Annotated in this window: 17 protein-coding genes, 2 tRNA genes and 3 rRNA genes; 4 read left to right on the top strand and 18 right to left on the bottom strand. The window is 46.0% G+C overall.

Annotation, left to right across the window (positions count from 1 at the left end):
* From WCY20_RS04595 to WCY20_RS04540, 12 genes are all read right to left on the bottom strand, one after another.
* Entirely contained in the window at positions 1 to 261 is a 261-nt protein-coding gene (locus tag WCY20_RS04595) for a hypothetical protein (RefSeq protein WP_345977363.1), read from the bottom strand.
* 629 nt (positions 262 to 890) lie between these two features.
* A 5S ribosomal RNA gene (gene rrf, locus WCY20_RS04590) occupies positions 891 to 1006 on the bottom strand.
* 156 nt (positions 1007 to 1162) lie between these two features.
* Positions 1163 to 4074 (bottom strand): 23S ribosomal RNA (locus WCY20_RS04585).
* Positions 4075 to 4247: 173 nt separating this feature from the next.
* Positions 4248 to 4323 (bottom strand) — tRNA-Ala (locus WCY20_RS04580).
* Between the two features lie 23 nt (positions 4324 to 4346).
* Positions 4347 to 4423 (bottom strand) — tRNA-Ile (locus WCY20_RS04575).
* 119 nt (positions 4424 to 4542) lie between these two features.
* A 16S ribosomal RNA gene (locus WCY20_RS04570) occupies positions 4543 to 6053 on the bottom strand.
* The 16S, 23S and 5S rRNA genes sit together here with 2 tRNA genes alongside, the layout of an rRNA operon.
* Positions 6054 to 6439: 386 nt before the next feature.
* On the bottom strand, positions 6440 to 7033 hold the full coding sequence (locus WCY20_RS04565) for a type II secretion system protein (protein ID WP_345977361.1): 594 nt from the start codon (positions 7031 to 7033) through the stop codon (positions 6440 to 6442).
* Between the two features lie 625 nt (positions 7034 to 7658).
* Positions 7659 to 8261 (bottom strand): type II secretion system protein, encoded by a 603-nt coding sequence (locus WCY20_RS04560; RefSeq protein WP_345977360.1) that lies wholly within the window; start codon positions 8259 to 8261, stop codon positions 7659 to 7661.
* A 170-nt stretch (positions 8262 to 8431) separates the two neighbouring features.
* Entirely contained in the window at positions 8432 to 10249 is a 1818-nt protein-coding gene (locus WCY20_RS04555; RefSeq protein WP_345977358.1) for a citrate/2-methylcitrate synthase, read from the bottom strand.
* 9 nt (positions 10250 to 10258) lie between these two features.
* On the bottom strand, positions 10259 to 11578 hold the full coding sequence (locus WCY20_RS04550; RefSeq protein ID WP_345977357.1) for an ATP citrate lyase citrate-binding domain-containing protein: 1320 nt from the start codon (positions 11576 to 11578) through the stop codon (positions 10259 to 10261).
* 86 nt (positions 11579 to 11664) lie between these two features.
* Positions 11665 to 12669: a hypothetical protein gene (locus WCY20_RS04545; protein WP_345977356.1), complete on the bottom strand. Its 1005-nt coding sequence runs from the start codon at positions 12667 to 12669 to the stop codon at positions 11665 to 11667.
* 179 nt (positions 12670 to 12848) lie between these two features.
* Entirely contained in the window at positions 12849 to 13418 is a 570-nt protein-coding gene (locus WCY20_RS04540) for an aminodeoxychorismate/anthranilate synthase component II (RefSeq protein ID WP_345977354.1), read from the bottom strand.
* 233 nt (positions 13419 to 13651) lie between these two features.
* On the opposite strand from WCY20_RS04540, the gene WCY20_RS04535 reads away from it, so the two are divergent.
* Positions 13652 to 14821 (top strand): hypothetical protein, encoded by a 1170-nt coding sequence (locus WCY20_RS04535; protein ID WP_345977352.1) that lies wholly within the window; start codon positions 13652 to 13654, stop codon positions 14819 to 14821.
* Between the two features lie 129 nt (positions 14822 to 14950).
* Here WCY20_RS04535 and WCY20_RS04530 read toward each other — a convergent pair whose 3' ends face one another.
* The 4 genes from WCY20_RS04530 to mqnE form a co-directional block, all read right to left on the bottom strand.
* Positions 14951 to 16168 (bottom strand): diguanylate cyclase, encoded by a 1218-nt coding sequence (locus tag WCY20_RS04530; RefSeq protein WP_345977350.1) that lies wholly within the window; start codon positions 16166 to 16168, stop codon positions 14951 to 14953.
* Positions 16169 to 16455: 287 nt separating this feature from the next.
* Positions 16456 to 17265, bottom strand: a complete 810-nt coding sequence (locus WCY20_RS04525; RefSeq protein WP_345977349.1) for a glycosyltransferase — start codon at positions 17263 to 17265, stop codon at positions 16456 to 16458.
* A gap of 290 nt (positions 17266 to 17555) precedes the next feature.
* Positions 17556 to 17855 carry a hypothetical protein gene (locus tag WCY20_RS04520; RefSeq protein WP_345977347.1) on the bottom strand — a complete coding sequence of 100 codons (300 nt, stop codon included), beginning with the start codon at positions 17853 to 17855 and terminating at the stop codon, positions 17556 to 17558.
* Positions 17856 to 17967: 112 nt separating this feature from the next.
* Entirely contained in the window at positions 17968 to 19029 is a 1062-nt protein-coding gene (gene mqnE / locus WCY20_RS04515) for an aminofutalosine synthase MqnE (RefSeq protein WP_345977346.1), read from the bottom strand.
* Positions 19030 to 19161: 132 nt separating this feature from the next.
* Between mqnE and WCY20_RS04510 the strand changes: the two genes are divergently transcribed.
* The 3 genes from WCY20_RS04510 to WCY20_RS04500 are packed head-to-tail and all read left to right on the top strand — an operon-like array spanning position 19162 to position 23619.
* On the top strand, positions 19162 to 21678 hold the full coding sequence (locus WCY20_RS04510; protein ID WP_345977344.1) for an HD domain-containing protein: 2517 nt from the start codon (positions 19162 to 19164) through the stop codon (positions 21676 to 21678).
* Positions 21678 to 23492: a glutamine--fructose-6-phosphate transaminase (isomerizing) gene (gene glmS / locus WCY20_RS04505; protein ID WP_345977342.1), complete on the top strand. Its 1815-nt coding sequence runs from the start codon at positions 21678 to 21680 to the stop codon at positions 23490 to 23492. Before WCY20_RS04510 ends, glmS begins: the two co-directional genes overlap by 1 nt.
* Positions 23485 to 23619, top strand: coding sequence for a hypothetical protein (locus WCY20_RS04500; RefSeq protein ID WP_345977340.1), 135 nt, complete (start codon positions 23485 to 23487; stop codon positions 23617 to 23619). Before glmS ends, WCY20_RS04500 begins: the two co-directional genes overlap by 8 nt.
* Before the next feature lie 76 nt (positions 23620 to 23695).
* Here the strand turns inward: WCY20_RS04500 and WCY20_RS04495 are convergent, their stop codons facing one another.
* Positions 23696 to 24001, bottom strand: a complete 306-nt coding sequence (locus WCY20_RS04495; protein ID WP_345978218.1) for a polymer-forming cytoskeletal protein — start codon at positions 23999 to 24001, stop codon at positions 23696 to 23698.
* Positions 23998 to 24939, bottom strand: coding sequence for a M23 family metallopeptidase (locus WCY20_RS04490; RefSeq protein WP_345977339.1), 942 nt, complete (start codon positions 24937 to 24939; stop codon positions 23998 to 24000). Before WCY20_RS04490 ends, WCY20_RS04495 begins: the two co-directional genes overlap by 4 nt.
* Between the last annotated feature and the right edge of the window lie 46 nt (positions 24940 to 24985).

Genomic DNA, 24985 nt, shown 5'->3' with positions numbered 1-24985 from the left:
TTATAAACCTGGAACCATTGGCTGAGATGAATCTGCAGCATGCTTGATCAAATACGTTTTTAATAATACTTGCGTTTCAGGAGACAACTGATCAATACCGTATTTACGTTTGCGTTTTTCACTGCTAAAAACTCTTTCCCACTGAACAATAGCTTTTGAAGCCGGTACAAGTTTTAACTCTTTACATATACCTGCTATAGCATTATTATTTGCATAGGAAGTAGATACAAACAGAAAAAAAAGTATGAAAATCTTTTTCACACAAAAACCTTTTTAAGAAATCCCGATTATAACAGAATGAAGATGATAGATAAAAGAAACTTGTAGGGAAATAGCTAATTTGAATTTAAAATAAAAAGAGAACCGACAGAGAAGTAGGCTCTCGTATACTGTGATCAACATCAACGTCAACATCGCGGCATAAAATAGACCTGATACATGCACAGAAAAGATGTGCAGAGGCATGTTTTATGTGTGGATAAAGATATAGCGCACAGATAGTTTGTAATTAAATGATTATAGGGATGTGAGATAAATCCGAGAACAAGGATATGCCAGAGAAAAGGAGACCGACGTCTCGTTTTGTCTGGATAAAATGATAATAGATAAAGAGCGAAGCGATACAATAAGCCGCCGAAAGCCGCCGATTTGTATGTGATAAAAGTTTATGAGTAATGATTGTGTAAGTAATGTTTGAAGTGATTGTAAATCCGAGAACTAGGATATCTCATAGAAAAGCTGACTAAATGTCAGGTTTTATCTGAGTAAAGTCGCATAAGATGGAGCAAATGAACGAAGTGAATACGCAGACAATAGCCGCCGATATGGATGTGAAAAAGTTTATAATAATTGTAAATGATTGAAGTTTAAAAGTTGAAGTAAATCCGAGAACTAGGCGGCGACCTACGTTTCCACACCTGAAAGGTGCAGTATCATCAGCGAAGGGAGGCTTAGCTTCTGGGTTCGGAATGGAGCCAGGCGTTTCCCTCTCTCTATAGCCACCTAGACAATCGGAAGTAAAAGCATCGAGATGATCTTACTTCCAACTGCTTGGATATATTGGAGTAGTTAATTATTGTCAGTCAACAGGTTTTGTAACTATAATCGATTCATGCTGCTCATTCGATATATACTGAATAAGGCAGTGATTACGCAATTATGAAAGAAAAAGACGAACGGACTATTAGTACTGGTCAGCTAAACATATTGCTATGCGTACACACCCAGCCTATCAAGCTTGTAGTCTTCAAGCGTCCTTCAGGGAAAGTTCATCTTGGAGTTGGCTTCCCGCTTAGATGCTTTCAGCGGTTATCACATCCGTGCGTAGCTACCCAGCGATGCTCTTGGCAGAACAACTGGTGCACCAGTGGCACGTTCCCGGTCCTCTCGTACTAGGGGCAACTCTCCTCAACTTTCCTACGCCCACGGAAGATAGGGACCGAACTGTCTCACGACGTTCTGAACCCAGCTCGCGTACCGCTTTAAATGGCGAACAGCCATACCCTTGGGACCTGCTCCAGCCCCAGGATGCGATGAGCCGACATCGAGGTGCCAAACCTCCCCGTCGATGTGAGCTCTTGGGGGAGATCAGCCTGTTATCCCCGGCGTACCTTTTATCCTTTGAGCGATGGCCCTTCCACACAGAACCACCGGATCACTATGACCGACTTTCGTCTCTGCTCGACGTGTATGTCTCACAGTCAGGCTAGCTTATGCCATTATACTCTACGATGGATTTCCAACCCATCTGAGCTAACCTTTGTAAGCCTCCGTTACTTTTTAGGAGGCGACCGCCCCAGTCAAACTACCCACCAGACATTGTCCTCGCACGAGATAATCGTACCAAGTTAGCTATCAGAATATTCAAGGGTGGTATCTCAAGGATGCCTCATCATGAACTGGCGTCCATGAATCAAAGGCTCCCACCTATCCTGCACATGAATATCCCAATAGCAGTGTCAAGCTATAGTAAAGGTGCACGGGGTCTTTCCGTCTTTCCGCGGGTAGGAGGAATTTTCACCTCCACTACAATTTCACTGGATTTACTGTTGAGACAGCTCCCATCTCGTTACGCCATTCATGCAGGTCGGTATTTAACCGACAAGGAATTTCGCTACCTTAGGACCGTTATAGTTACGGCCGCCGTTTACTTGTGCTTCAATTCACCGCTTCGCAAAGCTAACGGATCCTTTTAACATTCAAGCACCGGGCAGGCGTCACACCCTATACATCCTCTTACGAGTTAGCAGAGTGCTGTGTTTTTGGTAAACAGTCGGGAGGGACTCTTTGCTGCGACCATGTAATGCTTTCGGGAGCAAGTCCCTAAACATTTATGGCACACCTTATTCCGAAGTTACGGTGCTAGTTTGCAGAGTTCCTTAACAGTAATTCTTCCACGCGCCTTAGAATACTCATCTCACCCACCTGTGTCGGTTTACGGTACGGGCAACGGTTGTTCTCATTTAGAGGCTTTTCTCGGCACGACGGCATCATCGATTCTCCTCGCTAGCCGAAGCTATTGAAGAGCCTGTAAGATCTCGGTCTAATGTACAGCGGATTTTCCTACTGTACAACCTACGTCCTTCGACCCACTATTCCATCAGTGAGCTCGATTAGCCCTATGCGTCCCCCCATCATTCAAACAAACAACCGTCGGTATCGGAATATTAACCGATTTGCCATCGTCTACCCCTTTCGGACTCGACTTAGGTCCCGACTAACCCTACGATGACGAGCATCGCGTAGGAAACCTTGGGTTTACGGCGAAGAGGATTCTCACCTCTTTTATCGCTACTCATGCCTGCATGCTCACTTCCAAACGCTCCAGCACTCCTTACCGGTATACCTTCAACGCTGTTTGGAACGCTCTCCTACCACTCGTACAAGTACGAATCTAGAGCTTCGGTGACTGTCTTAGCCCCGTTATATTTTCGGCGCAGAATCGCTAGACCAGTGAGCTGTTACGCTTTCTTTAAAGGATGGCTGCTTCTAAGCCAACCTCCTGGTTGTCACAGCAACTCCACATCCTTTTCCACTTAGACAGTACTTAGGGACCTTAGCTGCTAGTCTGGGTTGTTCCCCTCTCGACATAGGATTTTATCACCCTACGCCTGACTCCCGAGGTTACACATGAAGTATTCGGAGTTTGATAGGGTTTGGTACCGCTGTATGCAGCCCTAGCCCTGTCAGTGCTCTACCCCTTCATGCTACTGCTCGAGGCTATACCTAAATATATTTCGGAGAGAACCAGCTATCACTAAGTTTGATTGGCCTTTCACCCCTATCCACAAGTCATCCGAAGACTTTTCAACGCCTACCGGTTCGGTCCTCCACCGGCTCTTACACCGGCTTCAACCTGCTCATGGATAGATCACTTAGTTTCGGGTCTGCAGCATCTGACTAATTCGCCCTATTAAGACTCGCTTTCGCTACGGCTTCTCGTTTGATTAACCTTGCCAGATACCACAACTCGCAGGCTCATTATGCAAAAGGCAGTCCGTCACACGTATATATAATCGTGCTCCGAATGATTGTAAGCCATAGGTTTCAGGTTCTATTTCACTCTGCTCACCGCAGTTCTTTTCACCTTTCCCTCACGGTACTGGTTCACTATCGGTCTGGTAGTAGTATTTAGGATTGGAGGGTGGTCCCCCCGGCTTCAGTCAAGATAACACGTGTCCCGACCTACTCTGGATCCTGCTAGCGTTCTTCTGATTTCGACTACGAGGCTATCACTCGCTATGGCCCGACTTTCCAGACGGTTCGTCTATCATCCAAACTACATATCGCAGTCCGCAACCCCAAGCACAAGTGCCTGGTTTGTCCTAATCCCATTTCGCTCGCCGCTACTATGGGAATCTCGTTTGATTTCTCTTCCTTCAGGTACTGAGATGTTTCACTTCCCTGAGTTCGCCCCCCGTAGGGTAACATGAATCGCTCCATGCTGGGTTGCCCCATTCGGAAATCCCCGGATCAAAGCTTCTTGGCAGCTCCCCGAGGCTTTTCGCAGCCTAGTACGTCCTTCATCGCCTCTACCAGCCAAGGCATCCACCTATGGCCCTTAATATCTTTATTCTAATTTGCGTATTCACTACCTTATTCAATATACATCAAATAAAGCAGTCAATGAATTAATTGTAGTTACAATTTTGTTGACTTTGACAATAATAAGTTAAATAACATCTAGACTTCTAAAAGTCTAATTCAAATACTTCGTTTAGTACTTGAATTAAACTTCTAACCTCTAATGGTGGAGAATAGCGGGATCGAACCGCTGACCTCCTGCGTGCAAGGCAGGCGCTCTCCCAGCTGAGCTAATTCCCCATCCGGTCTTCGTGATCTTTACATGGTGGGCCTAGGAGGACTTGAACCTCCGACCTCACCCTTATCAGGGGTGCACTCTAACCAGCTGAGCTATAGGCCCTAATTAATATGTTCAAATAACATAGATCACTGAAAACTAAGTAAGTAGACACGTTAACTCTTCTAAGACGTGAGATTTTCTCTTGAGTTCGTCAATCGAATGCGAACTCGTTACTCTAGAAAGGAGGTGATCCAACCGCAGGTTCTCCTACGGTTACCTTGTTACGACTTCACCCCAGTCGCTAATTCCGCCGTAGAGGGTAGCTACTTTAGCATCCCCGCTTCGGGCGAAATCAACTCCCATGGTGTGACGGGCGGTGAGTACAAGACCCGGGAACGTATTCACCGTAGCATTGCTGATCTACGATTACTAGTGATTCCAGCTTCATGTTCTCGAGTTGCAGAGAACAATCCGAACTGAGAGACGCTTTGTGAGATTGGCTCCACCTCGCGGTATCGCAACTCTCTGTACGCCCCATTGTAGCACGTGTGTAGCCCTAGCCATAAGGGCCATGATGACTTGACGTCGTCCTCACCTTCCTCCTCCTTGCGAAGGCAGTCTCGCTAGAGTGCTCAGCCGAACTGTTAGCAACTAACGACGAGGGTTGCGCTCGTTGCGGGACTTAACCCAACATCTCACGACACGAGCTGACGACAGCCGTGCAGCACCTGTTTTCAAGCTCCCCGAAGGGCACTCTCTCATCTCTGAAAGATTCTATCAATGTCAAGGCTAGGTAAGGTTCTTCGCGTATCTTCGAATTAAACCACATGCTCCACCACTTGTGCGGGTCCCCGTCTATTCCTTTGAGTTTTAATCTTGCGACCGTACTCCCCAGGCGGAATGCTTAATCTGTTAAGTGCATCACCGAAGAGACAAGCTCCCCGACGACTAGCATTCATCGTTTAGGGCGTGGACTACCAGGGTATCTAATCCTGTTTGCTCCCCACGCTTTCACGCCTCAGCGTCAGTAATGTCCCAGCAGGTCGCCTTCGCTTTCGGTATTCCTAGTGATATCTACGGATTTTACCCCTACACCACTAATTCCACCTGCCCCTTCCATACTCTAGGTTCCCAGTTTCAAGTGCAGTTCTATGGTTGAGCCATAGGATTTCACACCTGACTTAAAAACCCGCCTACGCGTCCTTTACGCCCAGTGATTCCGAATAACGCTTGCTCCCTCCGTATTACCGCGGCTGCTGGCACGGAGTTAGCCGGAGCTTATTCATCAGATACCGTCATTTTCTTCTCTGATAAAAGGAGTTTACACACCGAAATGCGTCATCCTCCACGCGGCGTTGCTGCATCAGGGTTTCCCCCATTGTGCAATATTCCTCACTGCTGCCTCCCGTAGGAGTCTGGTCCGTGTCTCAGTACCAGTGTGGCGGATCATCCTCTCAAACCCGCTATGTGTCATCGCCTTGGTGAGCCATTACCTCACCAACTAGCTGATACAATATAGGCCGATCCCTTAGCGAAAAACCTTTCCCGACTTGCATTAAACAAGAAGGAGTATCCGGTATTAATCACCGTTTCCAGTGGCTATCCCAGACTAAGGGGCACATTACCTATATATTACTCACCCGTGCGCCACTCGTCAGCAAGAAGCAAGCTTCTCCTGTTACCGTTCGACTTGCATGTGTTAAGCACGCCGCCAGCGTTCATTCTGAGCCAGGATCAAACTCTCCATAATTAATTATGTAAAGACTGCCTAAGCAGATTACTGATCTTATGCCCAAGATTTTAAAATCATTGGCTATAAAAAATAGTGTCAATTTCAATCTAAGTATTTAAACTTCAACTGAAATAGACGGTTGTGTTTTTGTGTCTTATAAAGTTAACTTCCAACCCCGAAAGGTCAGTGTCAAACTTACTTAGTTTTCAATGATCTCAAACTTTTAAAAAGCTTCAACTCGAAGTCTTTCTCGTCTCTCTTTCAAGCGACTCATCGTTTGTGGACGGGAATTATAGACAAATCAAAACCCTATGTCAAGAGCTTTTCGCGCGAATTGTCAAATTTCTTGAAATTTGTATTTTTTTGTAAAAAACAATCAATATATTGACTACTTTGTATGCATCTCATTCAAAGGATAGTACTTTAACGTAACCTGTTTCCGGTAAGATAGATATGACCGCCTTTCTCAAGCCGGCATGTAATGTAATGAGACATTCCGATATGATAAAGTCGTTCGCACTGGTCAAAGTCTTGTGTGGTCGCCCCATATAGTCAAATGCTATAAATCTGTTATTACCGCATGTTCTGCTAAATTCAATTCTGTCAATCCCGTATTTCTCAAATAATAGCATTTTACTGTCATCGCCTGGTTCCAGTATGCAGTCGGTATTTGAGTAAAGCAATGTTTTTGTTAAAGGATCTGTAGTAGATTCATCTCTATCGTAATTCATATCTAGGTCAGTATTGCTGGAGACAACATAACAGTTATTACTTCTAAAACTTATACGCCACATCGCTTTATACCACTTAGCCTCTGTCGTGTTGTATATATCATTGACCAGTGCCAATTGTTGAGTATAGCGGATATGTCTTAACACTTGTTCTGTCGCTTCTACTAAAGGGGCTCTTTCCAGACGCGGAATTATCGTTATAGCAAGAATACCAGTCGTTATTATCACAATAATTAACTCTATCATAGTAAATGAACTTTTGTACATAAAACATCTTTGAATTATTTTTGTTAAATTTTATTCTATTATGTTTTCCATATTCTGTCAAGGCTTTTTTTGCTTTAATTTATATCCGTTATACAGCACCAGGATCATACTCGATAGACCGAGAGCATATATCTACTATTTTCGTAACGGAAAGCAGACCCGTAATTAATCTGGTATATTAGTTTATTACAGTAGAAACAGTTTTGTCTCCGATACAACTGCAAAGAGAAGTTTGAAGGGCTATTAAAATTATCCTGTATAGCGTTGATCTCTCTCTGTCAAAATGAAAGAAGCACCTATAAATGATTGCACACAGTTAACCGAAGTACAAAAAGATAAGATTACCACTATAAAAACGAGAAGTTGCGTCAAAAGGCAGCCACGTCTAATATCGAAAAGATTACCTACTGACTGTATAAGACCGACGTTTGTTTTGTTCTTGCCTATGCCCTCTTCTATTTAATAGGTAGAGGGTTCAAAAAGATCTCGAAAGAGCGGATCAAGATTGTTCAAACCAAGATCAATCATGCCAGAGAAAACCTCCGGAGCTCAAAACACGATATCAACTCTTTTTTGTTAAAACATTAGCAGGTTTAATAGCATATGCAGTGAATGGGGATCAAGCTTATAGATCGTCTATAGCTGTTATTCGGGTGTATCCTGTTTCAGGTTCAACAGTTATGACAGCAGATCGTTCACCGTTAGACAATGTGATTGTACACGGCGCAGTAATAAAATCGGATGCATTTCTGGTTTTCAACGGACGTCCAAAATTGTCAAATGCTATGTAATTATTACCGCCTTGGCAACTTTCAGATAAAGATACTGTGCTGATATCGTATTTGGTATTTAAAAATAGATCATTATTATTTAACACATTTTCTGTACAGGAAGTACTGGAGTATAGATATTGTTTTGATAAAGGGTCATAAGCAGCCTCTGTTTGCGAAATTCCACCGCTTAGATCATTATCGCTTGCAACGATATAGCATTTTTCAGCATCAGTTCTAAAACTGATATGCCAATAGGCTTTTTCCCAGTCAACGCCCGCATTATACACATCATTAACCATCGCTAAGTGCTGTGCATATTGAATATGGCGCACAACTTGATTTGCTCCGTCTCTAAGCGGATCGCCATCAAGTTTTGGCATCATTGCGACTGCCAGTATACCGGCCACAACAATCACAATAATAAGTTCGATCATAGTAAACGCAGATTTTTTCAAAATATCACCTTAATGGACATGAACTAAATTCTGTACAGTTCAATGTACTCTGTTGTTATGTAATAGTCAATTATAGCTAAAATATTCAAAGATAGAATTAGGGAGTAACTAATTAAATTGCGGATAAAAAAGAGGTGAAGAGTCAAAGACTCTTCAGAAACAGAAGTCGATTAGAGCTCTTCTGCTTTTTCGACATTGTAAAGAATGTCAGATGTCGGGTGACGGTACATTGGCATACCGAGACGTTTTTCGTCAAGGATGTGACCGATGAAACCGATCGAGCGGCCGACAACGAAGAATGCATTCAGTGCACCCGCGTCGATGAAACCGTCAATCTCTTCTTCAGAGTATCCAAGAGCACGCCACATATCAACCATCAAGATACCGATAGTACCGTCAACGTTTAGGATAAGGTTGTCTTTCTTAGATGTTGTCAATTTTTCTACTTCAAGTGCATAGTCAAGAAGCGGTGTTGCCGGGAAGTTTTCCGCAGCAAACTTCTTAAGACCTGAAACACGAAGGTCCGGGTTACGTACCGATTTGATACGGTGACCGATACCAGAGATCGTCTTACCCTCTTTTTTCATATAAGAGATGAATTCAGCCGGACTCATACCGTTGTCGTTTGCATATTTAAAATAACGTGCCGCATCGTCAATCGCACCACCGAAACGCGGACCGATAGTCAATAGACCGGTTACCAATGCAGAGATAACATCTTTACCTGCACGTGCTGTTACTTTTGCATTATGTGCACCTGATACGGCCGGACCATGATCAGCAACAGTTTTGATAACAGTTTCGATGTAATCTGTTGCCCATTTCGGATAACGTTTTTTGAACCAAAGAAGTGAAATCACATCACCGATACCGAAACCGGTTTCCGGTGTTGCAACAGCAGAAATTGGATAACCTGCATATGTCGCTTCTTCGCCAGTGTCATCAGAGATCGTACAGATGAACTCTTTAGCACGACGAACTTTAGGAACGACTTTTAGTTCCAGCTCAGCGATATCAGTAATGACACCTTTGGCTTTAAGGTCATTGTACACTTCATTGATCTTAGCAGGAAGGTCATTGAATGATGCCGGTACGTGAATACCTGCTTCAGCCATTGCAGCATTTTTAGCTGCAGCCGTCTCAGCGTCAGCATTAGCAGATGCACCTGCGTGACCGAACTGTACACCTGAGCTGAAGTGCTTAGCAATCGTACCGATACACCATGCGATGATCGGCTTTTTGATCTGACCGTTTTTAACTGCCTCGATCACTTTGTACTCTTCAGTACCACCGACTTCACCAAGAAGGATCATGTATTTAACGTCCGGATTGCTTTCCATACGTAGAAGGTTGTCAATGAAAACAGAACCTACGAAACGGTCACCACCGATAGCAACACCCTCGGCGATACCGTCAGCATTGATGGCGATGATGTTGGAGAGTTCGTTAAACAGACCGCCTGAACGTGTAACAAGTCCACAAGAACCTGCACGGTGCAGTTTAGAGTTAACGATATTTTCGATTGTACCACCAACATTAGCGATCTTGAAAGCACCTGGAGCAATACCACCGACCGTTGCAGGCCCGATGACAGTTACACCGGCATCACGAGCCGCTTGGTTCATACCACGTGCAAGACGTTCAGGGATACCTTCTGCGGTTACCATGATCGTTTTGAACTGACCTTTAATCGCGATCGCTTCCATCGTTACATCATATGCTGTACGGAAAGATGCAAAGTTCAATAGTACATCAGCATTTGGGAATGCTGCTGCCGCTTCAGTCGTACTTCTGAACATCGGAACCATGATCTCATCCGGACCATAGAAGAATTTCTCAAACTTGCTACTTGAAGTCGGTGCAACGATTGCCGCAACAGAAGGCGTCTTACGATCAATTGTATAGTCGTAATCAAGCATACGCTGGATAGCACTTTTGTTGTTATTCCAGAAAATCGCTTGTGTGTCTTTAGTAAATAATGCTGCCATATCTCTCCCCTACTTCTCTAATGCCATACGCACGATATCAGTTACGTGTGTTTCCGGACCATATACTTCAATATAAAGACCAAGACGGTCTGCCGCCTCTTTAATATCTTTAAGACCTTTTTCATAGTTTGGTCCACCACGACGAACATAAATCTTAACGTTATGCTCTTTCATCTTCGCTACATTTTCTTCAAATGACTGGATGATACCTGTAAATGTTTTTGCAACATCGGTAAAGTTCGCAATCGCACCACCGATGATAAGGATCTTATCACGGCCTTTAGCATCTTTATGGCGAGTCATAAGGTCGATCAATGTATCTGCGTAGAACTTAGTCTCACCCGTAGTCGGTCCACCTGAGTACTCACCGTAGTTGGCAAGCTCTTTGACATCACCGGAAAGGTCAGCGATCGTATCAGCGTAAACAACAGATGCACCACCACCGGCAACCATTGTCCAGATACGGCCCATCGGATTAAGGATAGTCAGTTTAAGTGAAGCACCTGATTTAGAGTCCGCTTCTGCCACCGCTTTTTCTTCAGGAGACTGATCTTCCATACCGAATGCTGTCGGGTATTCAATGTCACCCCATGCATCTGCCATCATGAAGCCCGCTGTGTCGTCAAGACGTGCAACAAGGTCAAGGATCGCCATCTCATTATTGTCAAGCATAACGATCGGGTTGATCTCAAGGTAGGCAAAGTTCATATCGCGGTAGAATTTAAAAAACTGGATCGCGAATGATGCGAATGCTTCTCTGTCTTTAGCCTGGATGTCTGCAGGAATGTTTGCTTTGACAGCATGTTCCATATCAGCGTCATCCATGTTGATCGGGATAGCGACTTCGTTAACTTTCTCGTCCCAGCCCTCTTCAACTTCCATGCCACCTTCTGCAGACATATAAAGAACGTCGTCTTCGCCGACAGTAGTTGCAGAAATATAATATTCTTGTTCTTGAGAGTGCGGCGTGAATGGCTCTACGACAAAGTGTGTCAACTGGCCATGCTGACCTGAAAGAAGTGTGGTTGTAACCGCCATCTTCTCGTCAATCCACTTTGCAGCATCTGCCAATGTCACATCACCCGGCTTATTCGTTCTAAAAAGAACCAGGTCATTTTTACCGCGTTTACCAAAAAGCATATCCGGTTTAGCAACCAATGCCTCTTGCTTTAACCACTCGAAACCATGCTCTTCAGCTTTTTCCAGTAGTTCTTTGCCGCTAGTCACCAATACAGATTTAAATCCGTAATGAAAACCGCTGAAGTATTTATCCCAATGTTTTGAGAAAATAGCTTTACCGTCGTATTCACGAATCGCTCTTTGAGCCATTGCAACTCCTTCGAATTTTTAGTCTGAAGATTATAGCATGCAATATCTATGGCTCTCTATATAAAGTTAGTGGCAAGCTTTTCAATTTATAATATGGGAACTTTTGTAACATTATAGGCTGCAACAATTCGTCCCATGTAACTTACAGTAACATCTGCCTTTTCATCGAGAGGGGCTTCTTTTAAATGATTGGCCGAACAAACTTCTATACCGTAAAACTTAAGACGGTTTTGCATATGACGACCCGTGGCAGTAACACAATTGATCTCTTTTTCTTTCAGTTCCGAGGACAGTTCTTTAATAATGTGGGTTTTATAGGCAAAATGGTTTTCCGGATCATCTAAAAAGAGATAAAGGCCTTTATTTAAAAGAATCAAGAAAAAGTGAAATGCCAAAATACTGAACCCGACCGTCAGTAACACACGGTACCGTCCCCGGAACATACGCAGTCGCACGCGATAGGAGCTGAAAAAGGTCTGTGCGGCAAGAGGCAGCAGAAGCATCATATAGGGTGCAAAATGTTCGATATGAATCTGTTGCCTGAACGACAGCAGCAAGGAGACAACAAAGACAACACCACTGACATATAGAGTTATATCATATTCTTTGCTTATCATTTTTCGGTACAGGACATACACCAAGAATACGAAGACTACAGGTGAAAAAATGGTTGCGTAAAGACCGAGCGTGTCTAAAAAGTGTCCGCTAGGTTTGCCCATTGTGTCAAAACCGTATAGATAAAAGGAAGCAAAGAAGAGGAGCGTGTTCAGCACCATATAAAACAGGTTGTTTTTATTCAGGGCATAAACGAAAAGTGCAAAATACAAAAACGCGTATGCTCCGTCAATCGCTAAAAGTCCGACAAGGACAAAAGGGATTAGCGGTGACTTGATCTGATAAAGATAAAGCAGTAAAAAAAGTGAAAATATCATGATAGCCGCATTATCGACCAAAAGCGCCGAACTGATGACCCCCGGCAGCAGAATGAAGACAAAGACAAGCCATAAGCGGTCACTGTTACGTTTAACATAGGGCTTGGATACACGGTACAGAAGTAAAACCGAGAGCAGATGAAGAATCATCATCGGCATACGCAATCCGTAATCATTTTGGCCAAAAACAGCTAGAGAGGCTTCTGTCAGGTAGTGTATAAAAGAGCGTGCCTCATAGAGTATATATGCCTCATGCGAGGTAATAGAGAGAGTGGATGCCTCATAAAAGAGGACCAGTGCATCGAATCCCAGAAGTAGAAAGAGGATGATGCGTTCTCTCATATTTTTAAGAAATTTCCTATCATTTCGTGACCGAATTCGCTCATGATCGATTCCGGGTGGAACTGTACCCCGAAAATAGGTCGGTTTTTGATCTGCAATGCCATGATCTCATGATCATCGGTGCTATAAGCGGTAGGTTCGATCACATCCGGAAGATTTTCTTGCTCAACGGTCAAAGAGTGGTACCTTGTTGCTCTGAAGGTCTCCGGCATCTTGTCGAAGATCGGGCAGCTTCCCTTTGTCTCGACAATCGACGTCTTGCCGTGCATCATCTGCTTGGCCCTGACGACTTTTCCCCCGAATGCCTGAGCGATACTTTGATGCCCCAGGCAGATACCGAAGATAGGAATCTCATCTTTAAAACGTTCAATGACATCAAGACTGACCCCTGCTTCGTTTGGCGTTGCCGGGCCGGGAGAGATGATAATCTTATCAGGCTTCAATGCTGCGATCTCATCAACCGTCAATTCATCATTACGGATGACTTTGAGATCAGCCCCCAACTCCAGACAGTACTGAACAATGTTGTAGGTAAAACTGTCATAATTGTCGATCATCAAGACCATAAATCTATCCTCTGTGCCAAAAAGCATCTTTTGTCAATTTATATCGGATTATAGCTCAGAGTAGCTAAAAAAACATGGGCATTTTTTAGGCATCCAATCTTAATGTTTCTCATGCAAAGAGCCCATAACCTACATGGTAACATTAACAAAGCTCTCTGTACCGGGTTATCGTGCCATCTCTGAAATGAGGGGACAAAAAGCAACAAAGATGTATTATTAAAAAGGAGACATTCATGAAAAAGCCAGATATTATTCAGACTATTATGACCGGTTTTTCCGAGCGAAGCTGTATTTCAGGGGTCGGGTGTATTCCGGTACGCTACCTCTGGACCGATGCCTTTGCCGTATGCAACTTCCTGGAGCTTTTCCGTCGTACAGGCGAGCAAAGATACAAGGAGGAGGCTTTGCTGCTTGTCGACCAGGTGCATCACGTACTGGGGCAGCATCGCAGCGATGACTCCCGCAGCGGATGGATCAGTGGTCTTGAAAATAAAGAGGGCGAATTGCATCCTACGATCGGCGGTCTGAGAATAGGGAAAAAGAGCAATGAACGAAAATTCGATGCACCCTACAATGAACGTCTGGAGTGGGAACAGGACGGTCAGTATTTTCACTACCTGACAAAATGGATGCATGCACTTAACCTTGTCACGCAGGTAACGGGTGATTTCAGATATAACCGCTGGGCTCTGGAACTTGCCAAAACGGCACACGGCAGATTTACCTATACAATACCCGGCAACGAAAAACGGATGTACTGGAAAATGAGTATCGACCTCTCCTATCCCCTCGTACCCTCCATGGGACAGCATGATGCTCTGGACGGGTACATTACCTATCTTCAGCTTGTCAAAACAGCTTCCGAAGATCCTCAAACATCGCATGAACTTCATTTAGAGAGTGAAATAGCCGAAATGGCGGAGATCTCCCAAGCTGTCAACTGGGCTACAGATGACCCGCTGGGAATCGGCGGACTCCTCAGTGATGCCTTCATGCTGACACAACTTATCATCGCAGGCAGTATGGAACATCTCAGTGATATGTTCCCAAAACTGCTGGCCCATGCCAAAAGTGGCATAGATTTGTTTATGCGTACGGACACATTGAAATACCCGCCACACTATCGGCTGGCATTTCGTGAACTTGGTTTAAGCATCGGTCTTCATGCGATCGAAAAGACAGAGCAGCTCTTCAGCGAACATGCAGACTGTTTTGCGGACCGTCTGCTTTTGCAATCACAGCTTAAAGAATTAAACGCATATCTTCCCCTCTGTGAAATCATTGAAAATTTCTGGATGAAACCTGAAAATCAGAAAAGCAGCACATGGAACGAACATCTCGACATCAACAGTGTCATGCTGGCTACAAGCCTGGATCCTGACGGATATCTGATGGCAGAGTAAAATGTCTGTCTTTAAAAGCCTCCTAAGAACTCCTAAAAACATCGATCATTGAAGTGGACAATGCAAAATAAAAGTGTAAAATTCCCGGCTTACAATGACTAAACGATCTTGATTACATTTTTGAGAAGATCATATAACTTCGCGGAAAGAGATAACGCGATTGCGTCCCTCATCTTTTGCCTTGTACAACGCCATATCGGCATAGGTCACCAACTGTTCATAGGAAACATCGGACGTCCCCTCTGATGTTGCGACACCGAGGCTCAACGTCACAACCTCTAAAGGGGATGAGTTCTTATGCGGTATTGCCATTTTTTCTATGTTTGAGCGTATCGTTTCGGCAATGTGCATTGCACCTTCAAGCGATGTGGTCGGCAAAAGAACAACAAACTCTTCACCGCCATACCGTGCTACAAAATCACTTGGCCTGTTAAGAGATGCCTGTACCATTTGTGCAACTTTTATCAGACATAGATCCCCGCTCATATGCCCGTAAGTATCATTATATTCTTTAAACTTGTCGACATCGCACATGATGATCGACAGAGGTAGATGCTCTCTCTGGCAGCGCTTATACTCTTTTAACAGACTTTCTGTAAAACTTCGGCGATTCGGGACACCTGTCAACGCATCCAAGACAGCCTGCTTGTTCATTATTTCATAGATTTTTTTTAATCTCCCGCCGGTAATAACAATACCCAACAGCCCCAACAGCCCTATCGTAACATGCCCCACCAATAGAGAAAGAAAAGGTATTTTCATGACGAACGGCAATGTCACACTGATACCGCCCCTTATATCGCCTTCTTTATAGCCTTTATTAGCGTGACACTGCAGACACGATTTGTACGTCAGCAGAGGTGCCATATAAAAATAGGAGTTTTTTTCTCCCTCTTTTATAAACTCCCCCTTCTCTTTTATACCCGTCTCAAATTCTTTTAAAAATTTTTCTTCTCTTGAAGACGGCCTGTTTTGGGGGCGGATAGGCTTTAGACTGGTGATGTGAAACTGCACCCTTTTTTGTTCCAGGGCAATTTCAGCAAGCTGGCGGGTCATAAAAGCCGGGTTCACCTTAGTCAGTGTCAATGTTTCATTGGCATCAATTTCCCGCATCGCTTTCTCAAGATATGGGTTAGGCTGTGTTTTTTCGGTTACAGGGACATAGACACCGCCGTGGCGGGAGTTCCAGATACGGGTTATGACAATCTGATCAAAAAAACTTCTCGCGGACTCAAGCGCTATTCTTTCCTGTTCCTGTTTTGCACTACTGTAGTTCCATAGAAAAGAGGCAGAGACTAATGTTATCCATACCAGAACAAAAAATATCATGGTCATTTTAATTTTCATCACTTCCACTTTCGACTCTTTTTTTCTATTAAAAAACTGACTATTCTATACATGATATACCATATTGACTTTAAATCCATCAATGTGTCATTTCATCACAAAGGTACCGTTTGTTAGAAGAGACAGCTATCGTTTATTATTTTGTGAAGTACGCGAGGCTTGAAAGGGGCTGACAGAAGAGGAGATCGGCAAGTGAAAAGAGGGTGACGCGTAAAAGATAAGTTTTAAATACGATGTATCCGGCTTTGGTCCAAAAGCAGCAGATTGGGAAGAGGAGTTTGTTGACGTTAGAACCCGGCCTTCAACTGTTCGATCCTGGCCTCATAAAGAAAAACATCATCCTCTTTTTGATACTTTCTGGCTCCCTCTGCCAGAAGCGCATATTTATGAAGAAGCTCTTCTCTCACCAGGCTATCGAACGCCGTATCAAGATGTTTTTCAAGCGCTTTCACGCGAAAACGGTCCATCCCCCAGTGTTTCATCGAAAGCTGATCATCGGCGCCGCCGTATTTGTTGACAAGCTTTTGGTCGACCAGGGCGATCTCTTCCTCTTTCAGAATACGCAGCCAAAGGTCATAATCTTCACAGACTTCTAACGACTCGTCGAAGCCGCCCAAAGAGTCAAAGAGTTTTTTTTGCATCAATACCGATGAAGGGGCAATATTGCAGTAGCTGAGACACGTTTCAAAAGTTGCTTTCTCGGGCTTTTGGAACTTTTTGGGGATGGCGACCTCTTTCTCATCGCGTATCCACACCTCATCGGTATAACTCACTTTGCAGTTCTTGTTCTTTTGGTGGTATGCCACCTGTTGCCGAAGCTTTTCAGGATGCCACGTATCATCGGAGTCCAAAAAAGCGATCCAATCGTTTGAAGCCATCATCACACCGTTGTTGCGTGCCGAAGAGACGCCCATGTTTTTCTGACGAAGAAGGCTCACCTCATCATACATCTTCGCCACTTCACTGGTCGCATCGCTGGAACCGTCATCGACGACGATAATCTCGTCAGCACTGTAGGACTGTTGCAAAACGGAGTCGATGGCACGTGCCAGAGTGGCGACACGGTTATAGGCAGGAATAATGACTGAGATCTTCATCTGCACCCTTCTTTATATTTTTACTCTGACCGCAGTAACACGTTGCTGACATTCCGCGATCCCGGTATCAGTATCAGCTGATTCAAGATAGCGGCGAACGGTATTGTGTATTTGCATGTCATTATTATCAATCAAACCATATCGCTGCCATTTCAATAATATAATGATTATATCGGAGGTAGACTTCGCCAGCTTAATATTTAAATGCTTTTGCGGTCTGGCATCTGTAATGGATGGCGGGTTTTAGATAAAGGCAGCATCATCTAGCTCAATGGCTTTGATTTGCCGTATCAGCGGTGTTTTTTCTGCTGGCCCGGAGCATGTTTTCTGCCGTGTCCCTTACCCTGGGCACGGTTTTCGGAAGGGTGACGGTAGTAGCGCTCTTTCTGCTTATATGTCATACGGCTTTCTCTCACCTTCAGCTCTTTGTCCAAGAGAAGACGCTGATGGCTGTCCAGCACTTTTTCATTCAGGTCCAATAGTGCCTCAATAGGCTTTTTGTGAAGGTCAATAAATGCTTTTCGCAGGTCGAGTGCCGATGCCGCAGATGCACATAGCATAACGGCTATAAGAAGGTTTACAAGTCTCATAATATTTATCTCCGGTTTTGGTATTGAATGACCACATACGCTCGTATGAGTTGCGCTATCTTAACAAAACAGCTCTTAAACGCCAAGTGCTTGGACAGAACGTCTGCCGCCGTTACCACACCTTCAATTCGTTGTAGAGGCTATCCCTCTCTACGGGAATAAATCCGGTGTCTTTAATCTGGTCAATGAACTCCTGAAGCTCGACCCCGTTGGCACTGGCGGCGCCTGCGGCCGAGTTGATCGACTCTTTTTCGATCGTACCGTCGAGATCGTTGGCACCGAACTCCTGTGAAAGGAGCGCAAGATTGACCGTAGAGGTGACCCAGTAAGCTTTAAGGTTGGGCACGTTGTCGAGTACCAGACGGCTGATCGCCATCGTCTTGAGGATCTCGTGCGCCGTCATGAACTCTTTGATGTTCAGAAAGTTGTTCTCGCTCTGGTAGACCAGCGGGATGAAGCAGTTGAAGCCGCCCGTCCTGTCCTGAAGGTCACGGATGCGCATCATATGGTCGATGCGGTGGCGGCGTTCTTCGACATGGCCGAAGAGCATCGTCACGTTCGACTTGCGCCCCCGGCTGTGCCACTTCTCGTGGATCTCGAGCCACTGCCGGGAGTTAACCTTCCCCTTGCAGATGTAGTCGCGCACCTCTTCGTCGAAGATCTCGGCACCCCCGCCCGGAAGCGAATCGACCCCGTTTTCGATCATGATGTCGATGATCTCGTCGTAGCTCTTGTTGTACTCTTCAGAGAGAAAGTGGATCTCTGCCGCCGTCAGAGCTTTGATGTGCAGCTTCGGGTATTTGGCCTTGATCTTGGAGAAGACGGTCGTGTACCAGTCCAGTCCGGTGTCCGGGTTATGTGCCGAGACGATGTGCACCTCTTTGATGCCGCGTGACGCGATATCGTCGACAATCGCCATGATCTCTTCATGCTTCAGGGTGTAGGGCTTGGGATTTTTCCGGCTCGCCGAATAGGCGCAGAACTTACAGACATCCTTGCAGATGTTCGTCGGGTTGATGTGGCGGTTGATATTGAAATAGGTCTTTTTGTCATGCATCTGCTGACGTTTCTCGTTCGCCAGGGCCCCAAGTTCAAAAAGATCCATCTCATAGAGACTAAGCGCCTCGTCAAAATCGATACGTTGACCGGCTTTTATCTTCTCTACTGTATTCATATTGCACTGTTTCCTAAAATATTGTCTAATTATTGAGCGCATTATAGCAAAAGCTGACGCGTGCATTGTGATAGAATAAGAAGTACTTTCAAAGTATAATATAAAGATAAAGAACCGAGGACAGTCTCCCTTATGAACATTCAAATCGCTATCGAAGACCTTATTGATAAAAATGCAAAAGATTTTGAGATCTCAAAGCTTTTTAAAAACTATATCTCCGAGTACAAGGCTTCTCTGCCCGAACTGTTCGAAAGTTCACAGGGCAAGGACTTTCTGGTCAAACACACCAAAACACTCGACAAGATCATCACCTTGATGTACAAGACCGTACTGCGCCGCATGTTCGGCAACTACCTGCCGATGCGTTCCTCCATACCGATCGCCATTATCGCACTCGGCAGTTACGGGCGCGAGCAGCTCTGCGTCCACAGCGATATCGATCTGATGATCGTCTATGAGACATGCGACGGCTACAAGACCGATGCGATCATCGAGAAGCTCCTCTATCTGGCCTGGGATGCCGGGCTTAAACTCGGGCACCGCGTGCATGAGATCAGAGACATTGAAAAGGCGGCAGCGGAAGATATCACGATCCGGACCGCTTTTATGGAGGCGAGACTTATCATCGGCTCGCCGTTCACCTGGAGTGCTTCACAAAATGCCTTTACCAACATCCGCCATACCGACCCAAAAGGGTATATTCTGGCCAAGATCGAGGAGGCCCACGAACGGCGCAAAAAGTACCCCTCTTCCATGCAGCCCAACATCAAAGAGAGTGTCGGCGGACTGCGTGATTCGCAGCTTCTTTTCTGGATCGCCGCGACGATCTACGGCGTCACATCGCAAAAAGAGCTTATCGGCACAGTCTTTACCGATGAGGAGTACAGAGAGTACCGCATCGCACTCGAACTTCTCTTCCGTGTCCGTTCTGCGCTGCACCTTGTCAGCAACAAGCAGCAGGACCAGCTTGTCATGCAGTATATGCCGCGCATTGCAAAGATGCTCGGGTTTAAGGATGAACGCAAAATGGTCTCACGCCTTTTGGAGGCAATGTGGCGCATCGACAATTTTTCGCAGATCTTCATCAAAAAGATCATCCGGCCCTACCTCTATAACGAACATGATATCGCTGCCTATCGCAAACAGCGCATCGGCAGCGGTCTCTACCTGATCAATGACCGCCTCTTCAGCGTCTACTCCGCCAAAAACGACAACATCGTCCCGCTTCTCGAGTTCCTAAGCAAACTTGAGGACAAGCCCTGGCGGTTTGACCCGAGTCTGCTGGGACGGTTCACCTATGCCACTGTCCCCTATCCTCTGGGCAAGAAAGGGCTTACCCTTTTGCGTAAACTCTTTGAACGCCAACACAGCTACTCCTTCCTTCAACTCTTTTTTGAGGCAGGAATATTGCACCAGCTCATCCCTGCTTTTAGAAAAGTGCTCCATCTTCCGCAATTCGACGGTTATCACCACTACCCGGTCGACCTGCACTCCATCGAGTGCATCAAAGCGCTCGAAAACATAGCGGAGCCCTTTATCGCCGACCTCTTTACGAGCCTGACGCTGCAGGAGAGAACACTGCTCAAGGTCATCACGCTGCTTCACGATACCGGCAAAGGGAGAAAACAGGACCACAGCGACGTCGGTGCCAAACTGGTCGTCTCTTTTACCAAGAAGCTGGGCTTTTCACAGGAAGAACAGGCCTTGGCTTCTCTTCTGGTAAAGCACCATATTCTGATGACCACTGTCGCTTACAGAGAGAACCTTAACAGCGAGAAGACACTCTACAAGTTCATGTCCAAGATACAGACAGAAAAAAACCTCAGGCTGCTCTATGTTCTGACCTATGCGGATGTCAACGGTGTCGGCCCTGATACCTGGACCAGTTTTTCAGCCAATCTTCTTCGAGAGCTTTACGATGCCTCAATGGAGATTGCACAGCAGAACGAACGTATCAGTGATGCCGCCAAACGTCTTGCCGTTGAAAAACGCATCAAAAACCGTGAAAGCTTTAAAGCGCTGCCGCGTACCGTACAGAAAAAAGTACTCTCCATCGAGTCGAACCTCTTCTTTTTCAAACACTCTCCGGATGAGATCATCCGCATTGCCAATGAAGCAAGGAACGTCAAACGGTACCACTATCTATTGAACATCGAAGGCGACGGACTGAAAATCCAGATTATCCGCCGTGTCCCGCTGAACCTGACCTATCTGCTTGGAAAATTCGCCTATCTCGATGTGGCCTCTATGGAAGTTTTCACACTCTTTGACGATCTCAAGTTCTTCAAGATCGACTTCCTGCATCTTCCGGACGCTGACAGTCTGCAGCATATCGAAGAGATCATCGATAACGCCTTTGATATGAGCAAAAAGCTCACGCTGGAGCAGCCCCGCATCAAGCCCGAAGAGATCACGATCGATTGCGAGCACTCCAAGGCTTATGCCCAGATGAATATCAACACCACCAACCAGCGCGGTCTTCTTGCCTACATCATGCACGCCTTTGACGAGTTAGACATCAATATTACGGCGGCAAAGGTGCACAGTACCAAAACCCGCGTGCGCGACTACTTTTTAATCGAGAAACAAAACCAAATGTGCGATAATGTGCCGAAATTAATTTCTATACTCACCAAAGGCAACAATTAATGTGTGGAATAGTCGGATATGTAGGAAAACACAAGGTCAAGGATATACTGCTAGACGGGCTCCAAGAACTTGAATACCGCGGGTATGACTCTGCCGGCATCGCCGTCTTGCAAAAGGAAGATTTCTCTTTTTATAAAGCGGTCGGAAAACTTGAAAATCTTATAGAAAAGACCGCCGACTTCAACCCGGAAGGTTTTGCCATCGGTATCGGTCATACCCGCTGGGCAACGCACGGCAAACCCACCGAGCTCAATGCCCACCCCCACCTTGGCGAATCTTCTTTCGTGGTGCACAACGGCATTATCGAGAACTACCAGGAGATCAAGAATGCTCTTGTCAAAGAGGGCAAACACTTTTTGAGCCAGACTGATACCGAAGTGATCGTTCACCTTTTTGAAAAGCATCTCAAGAATGAAGCGACTCCCTTCGATGCCTTTAAGAAAATGCTGTCCCAACTCAAAGGGGCCTACGCCATTCTCCTGGCGACAAAGTCACTGCCCGACACTATCTTTTTTGCCAAGAACGGTTCGCCGATGATTATCGGCGTGACCGAAGAGAACGAAAAGATCTTTGCCTCGTCAGACGCACCGCTTATCGGCAATGCAAACCATGTACTCTACCTCAACGACGGAGAATACGGCTATGTCTCACCGGACGAGCTGAGACTCTTTGACAATGAAAATAAAGAGGTGCCACTCCAGTTCTCCACCCTGCCGGCCTCAAAGCTTTCTGCACAAAAAGAGGGATTCCGATTCTTTATGGAAAAAGAGATCTACGAGCAGAGTAGCGTCATCAGTGACACCTTCCTCGGCCGCATCCAGGATGAGGGGATCGCCTTTGAAGAGCTTGACCCATCACTGTTTGAGGGCATCAACGAGATCAAGCTCTGTGCCTGCGGCACCTCGTACCATGCGGCTTTGACCTCCTCCTATCTTTTCGAGCGCTATGCCAAGATCCGCTCTTCCGTCGAGATCGCGAGCGAACTGCGCTACAAAGAGCCGCTTCTAACGAAAGACACCCTCTTCGTCGTCATCTCGCAGAGCGGGGAGACGGCAGACACCCTCGAGACGCTCAAGATGGCCAAGAAAGCCGGTTTGAAGACCCTTGTGATCTGTAACGTTGACAATTCCTCGATGGTACGCCTGGCCGATGCCACCATCCTTACCCGAGCCGGCATCGAAAAAGGGGTCGCCTCGACCAAGGCCTTTGCCACACAGATGAGCGTCCTCTGGATGCTTTCACTCTTTTTGGCAAAAGCGCGCGAAACGCTGAGCACCGAAGAGATCCAGCAGCAGATCCAGGCCCTCCGCGGCGTGCCAAACAGTGTCAAGGTGACCGACGAACTTCACGAGAAGATCCGACGCCTCTCCAAGCGTTACCTTCACGGACATGGTTTCTTCTTTATAGGCCGCGATGTCTTCTACCCGCTTGCCCTGGAAGGCGCGCTCAAACTCAAAGAGATCACCTACCTGCATGCCGAAGGCTACCCGAGCGGTGAGATGAAGCACGGCCCTATCGCCATGGCCGACCCCGATCTCTTTACCATCGCACTGTTACCGAAAAATATGCTCTACGAGAAAGCCAAAAGCAATGTCGAAGAACTGAGTGCGCGCGACAGCACCATCTGTGCTATCAGCCCTCTCGAGTTCGACAAGGCTGACGACTTCATCAAAACAGCGGATCGTGACCACTATATGCTGGAGTTCTTTGAGATGATGGTAATCGTACAGCTGCTGGCAATGGAGATCTCTATCCGCCTGGGCAACGATGTCGATATGCCGAGAAACCTGGCGAAGAGTGTGACGGTTGAGTAGCGAAGAACGCATCAATGAAACCGATGCAGATGCAAAAGAGTCCGAAACGAACGAGACAGATACCCCTGCACCCTCAGAACAAGACCATTATGTATACGAAACCATCATAGCCGAAATCGGCTACTGATGTCCTCGTTTGCATTACATTTTAAAAATGGCTTTGTATGCACTCCCACCAAAACCGTGGAAATGAGAAAAAGAGGTTAAGCTTTTTTAGGCACTTCCGCCTGCTTTTTGACCACCGAACTTTTAATATGGCTTTCACCCTCGAAGATACCTTTGGCTTCGATCACCATCTCATTCGAAGTAATGACACCTCTGACATGGCCGTTTTCCTTGATCTCGATGCGTTCGACGTCAACGCTGCCTTCGACTTTCCCCTGAACGATCAGGTGTGACGCGCTGACTTCGCCTTTGATCCTGCCGTTTTTACCGACGGTAATCATCCCTTTTGAGAGGATCGTCCCCTCCATCTCCCCGTCAAAGTAGAAATCGCAGTCGAGTGCTATTTCACCTTTGAGAGAAGCGCCAGCTGTGATGATGGTGGTGTTGTTTGTACTGGGTTTTGCAGATTGTGATCCTGTGTTATCGTTGCTACCAAAAATTGCCATGGAACCTTAGTCTCCTTTTCGAATATTGTGTTGTAATTTTCCACATCCCACTTGACAAACCAGTAAGGGTTCAGCACCCGTTGGATGTATCGCACTTCATAATGCAGATGCGGCCCGTTACTCATCCCGCTGTTGCCTGTCAGACCGATGAGATCGCCTTTTTTAACATACTGGCCCGCTTTTACCAGTATCTTGTTCAAATGGCCGTAATAGGTCTTGAAACCGTAGTTGTGATCTAGAATAATCAGACGGCCGTAACCACTCGCTTTGTGATTGCCCGCATACTCGATAACCCCGTCTGCCGTGGCGTAAAGCTTCGTCTTCATTGCGGCACGCAGGTCGGTACCGCGGTGTAACTCTTTGCGCTGCAGCGTCGGATGAATACGATAGCCGAACTTGCTGGTAATGCCCTTGTACTCTACCGGCGAACCGCTTGGGATATGCTGAAGCAAAACGGCACGCTGCGCCGATGTCAGGTTGGCGATTTCGACCCGTTCAAGCAGGGTATTCTCAGCCTCTGGTGCCAGGCCAATGAGCGTTTCGATGCTACCGAGTTTGTCGGAGACGACGGAAAGCTCTTCCTGTTTGGCCTGCAGATCGTTTTCGGCGGAAAGGATCGACTCGCGAAGCTCGGCATTGTGTTCTTCGAGTGCGCGTTTCTTTTCATCGATCGTGTCAAGGGAAGCGTTCAGGAAAAAAATAAAAGCAACCCCTGCAGCGATGAACGTCACAAGCCCGGCTCCCGCATAGAGAAGCACTTTTTTAACGATCTGGTGAAGGTTGTACTGTTTGACACCGTTAAGATCGTGTATCGTTACCGTAAAACGTTTATCCATCCGTCACTTTCAGCGCTGCCGGTACTTGCAACAAACCAGCATTATT

The organism is Sulfurimonas sp. HSL3-7 (genome assembly GCF_039645985.1).
GTDB classification, from domain to species: Bacteria; Campylobacterota; Campylobacteria; order Campylobacterales; family Sulfurimonadaceae; genus Sulfonitrofixus; species Sulfonitrofixus jiaomeiensis.
The sequence above is the reverse complement of the archived record's forward strand: the minus strand, read 5'-3'. Positions and strand labels throughout refer to the sequence as shown.

Excerpts from the sequence above, each read along its gene's own strand:
- WCY20_RS04565 (WP_345977361.1), bottom strand. The coding sequence starts at position 7,033 with ATGTACAAAAGTTCATTTACTATGATAGAGTTAATTATTGTGATAATA.
- WCY20_RS04555 (WP_345977358.1), bottom strand. The coding sequence starts at position 10,249 with ATGGCAGCATTATTTACTAAAGACACACAAGCGATTTTCTGGAATAAC.
- WCY20_RS04550 (WP_345977357.1), bottom strand. The coding sequence starts at position 11,578 with ATGGCTCAAAGAGCGATTCGTGAATACGACGGTAAAGCTATTTTCTCA.
- WCY20_RS04545 (WP_345977356.1), bottom strand. The coding sequence starts at position 12,669 with ATGCCGATGATGATTCTTCATCTGCTCTCGGTTTTACTTCTGTACCGT.
- WCY20_RS04540 (WP_345977354.1), bottom strand. The coding sequence starts at position 13,418 with ATGGTCTTGATGATCGACAATTATGACAGTTTTACCTACAACATTGTT.
- WCY20_RS04535 (WP_345977352.1), top strand. The coding sequence starts at position 13,652 with ATGAAAAAGCCAGATATTATTCAGACTATTATGACCGGTTTTTCCGAG.
- WCY20_RS04530 (WP_345977350.1), bottom strand. The coding sequence starts at position 16,168 with ATGAAAATTAAAATGACCATGATATTTTTTGTTCTGGTATGGATAACA.
- WCY20_RS04525 (WP_345977349.1), bottom strand. The coding sequence starts at position 17,265 with ATGAAGATCTCAGTCATTATTCCTGCCTATAACCGTGTCGCCACTCTG.
- WCY20_RS04520 (WP_345977347.1), bottom strand. The coding sequence starts at position 17,855 with ATGAGACTTGTAAACCTTCTTATAGCCGTTATGCTATGTGCATCTGCG.
- mqnE (WP_345977346.1), bottom strand. The coding sequence starts at position 19,029 with ATGAATACAGTAGAGAAGATAAAAGCCGGTCAACGTATCGATTTTGAC.
- WCY20_RS04510 (WP_345977344.1), top strand. The coding sequence starts at position 19,162 with ATGAACATTCAAATCGCTATCGAAGACCTTATTGATAAAAATGCAAAA.
- glmS (WP_345977342.1), top strand. The coding sequence starts at position 21,678 with ATGTGTGGAATAGTCGGATATGTAGGAAAACACAAGGTCAAGGATATA.
- WCY20_RS04490 (WP_345977339.1), bottom strand. The coding sequence starts at position 24,939 with ATGGATAAACGTTTTACGGTAACGATACACGATCTTAACGGTGTCAAA.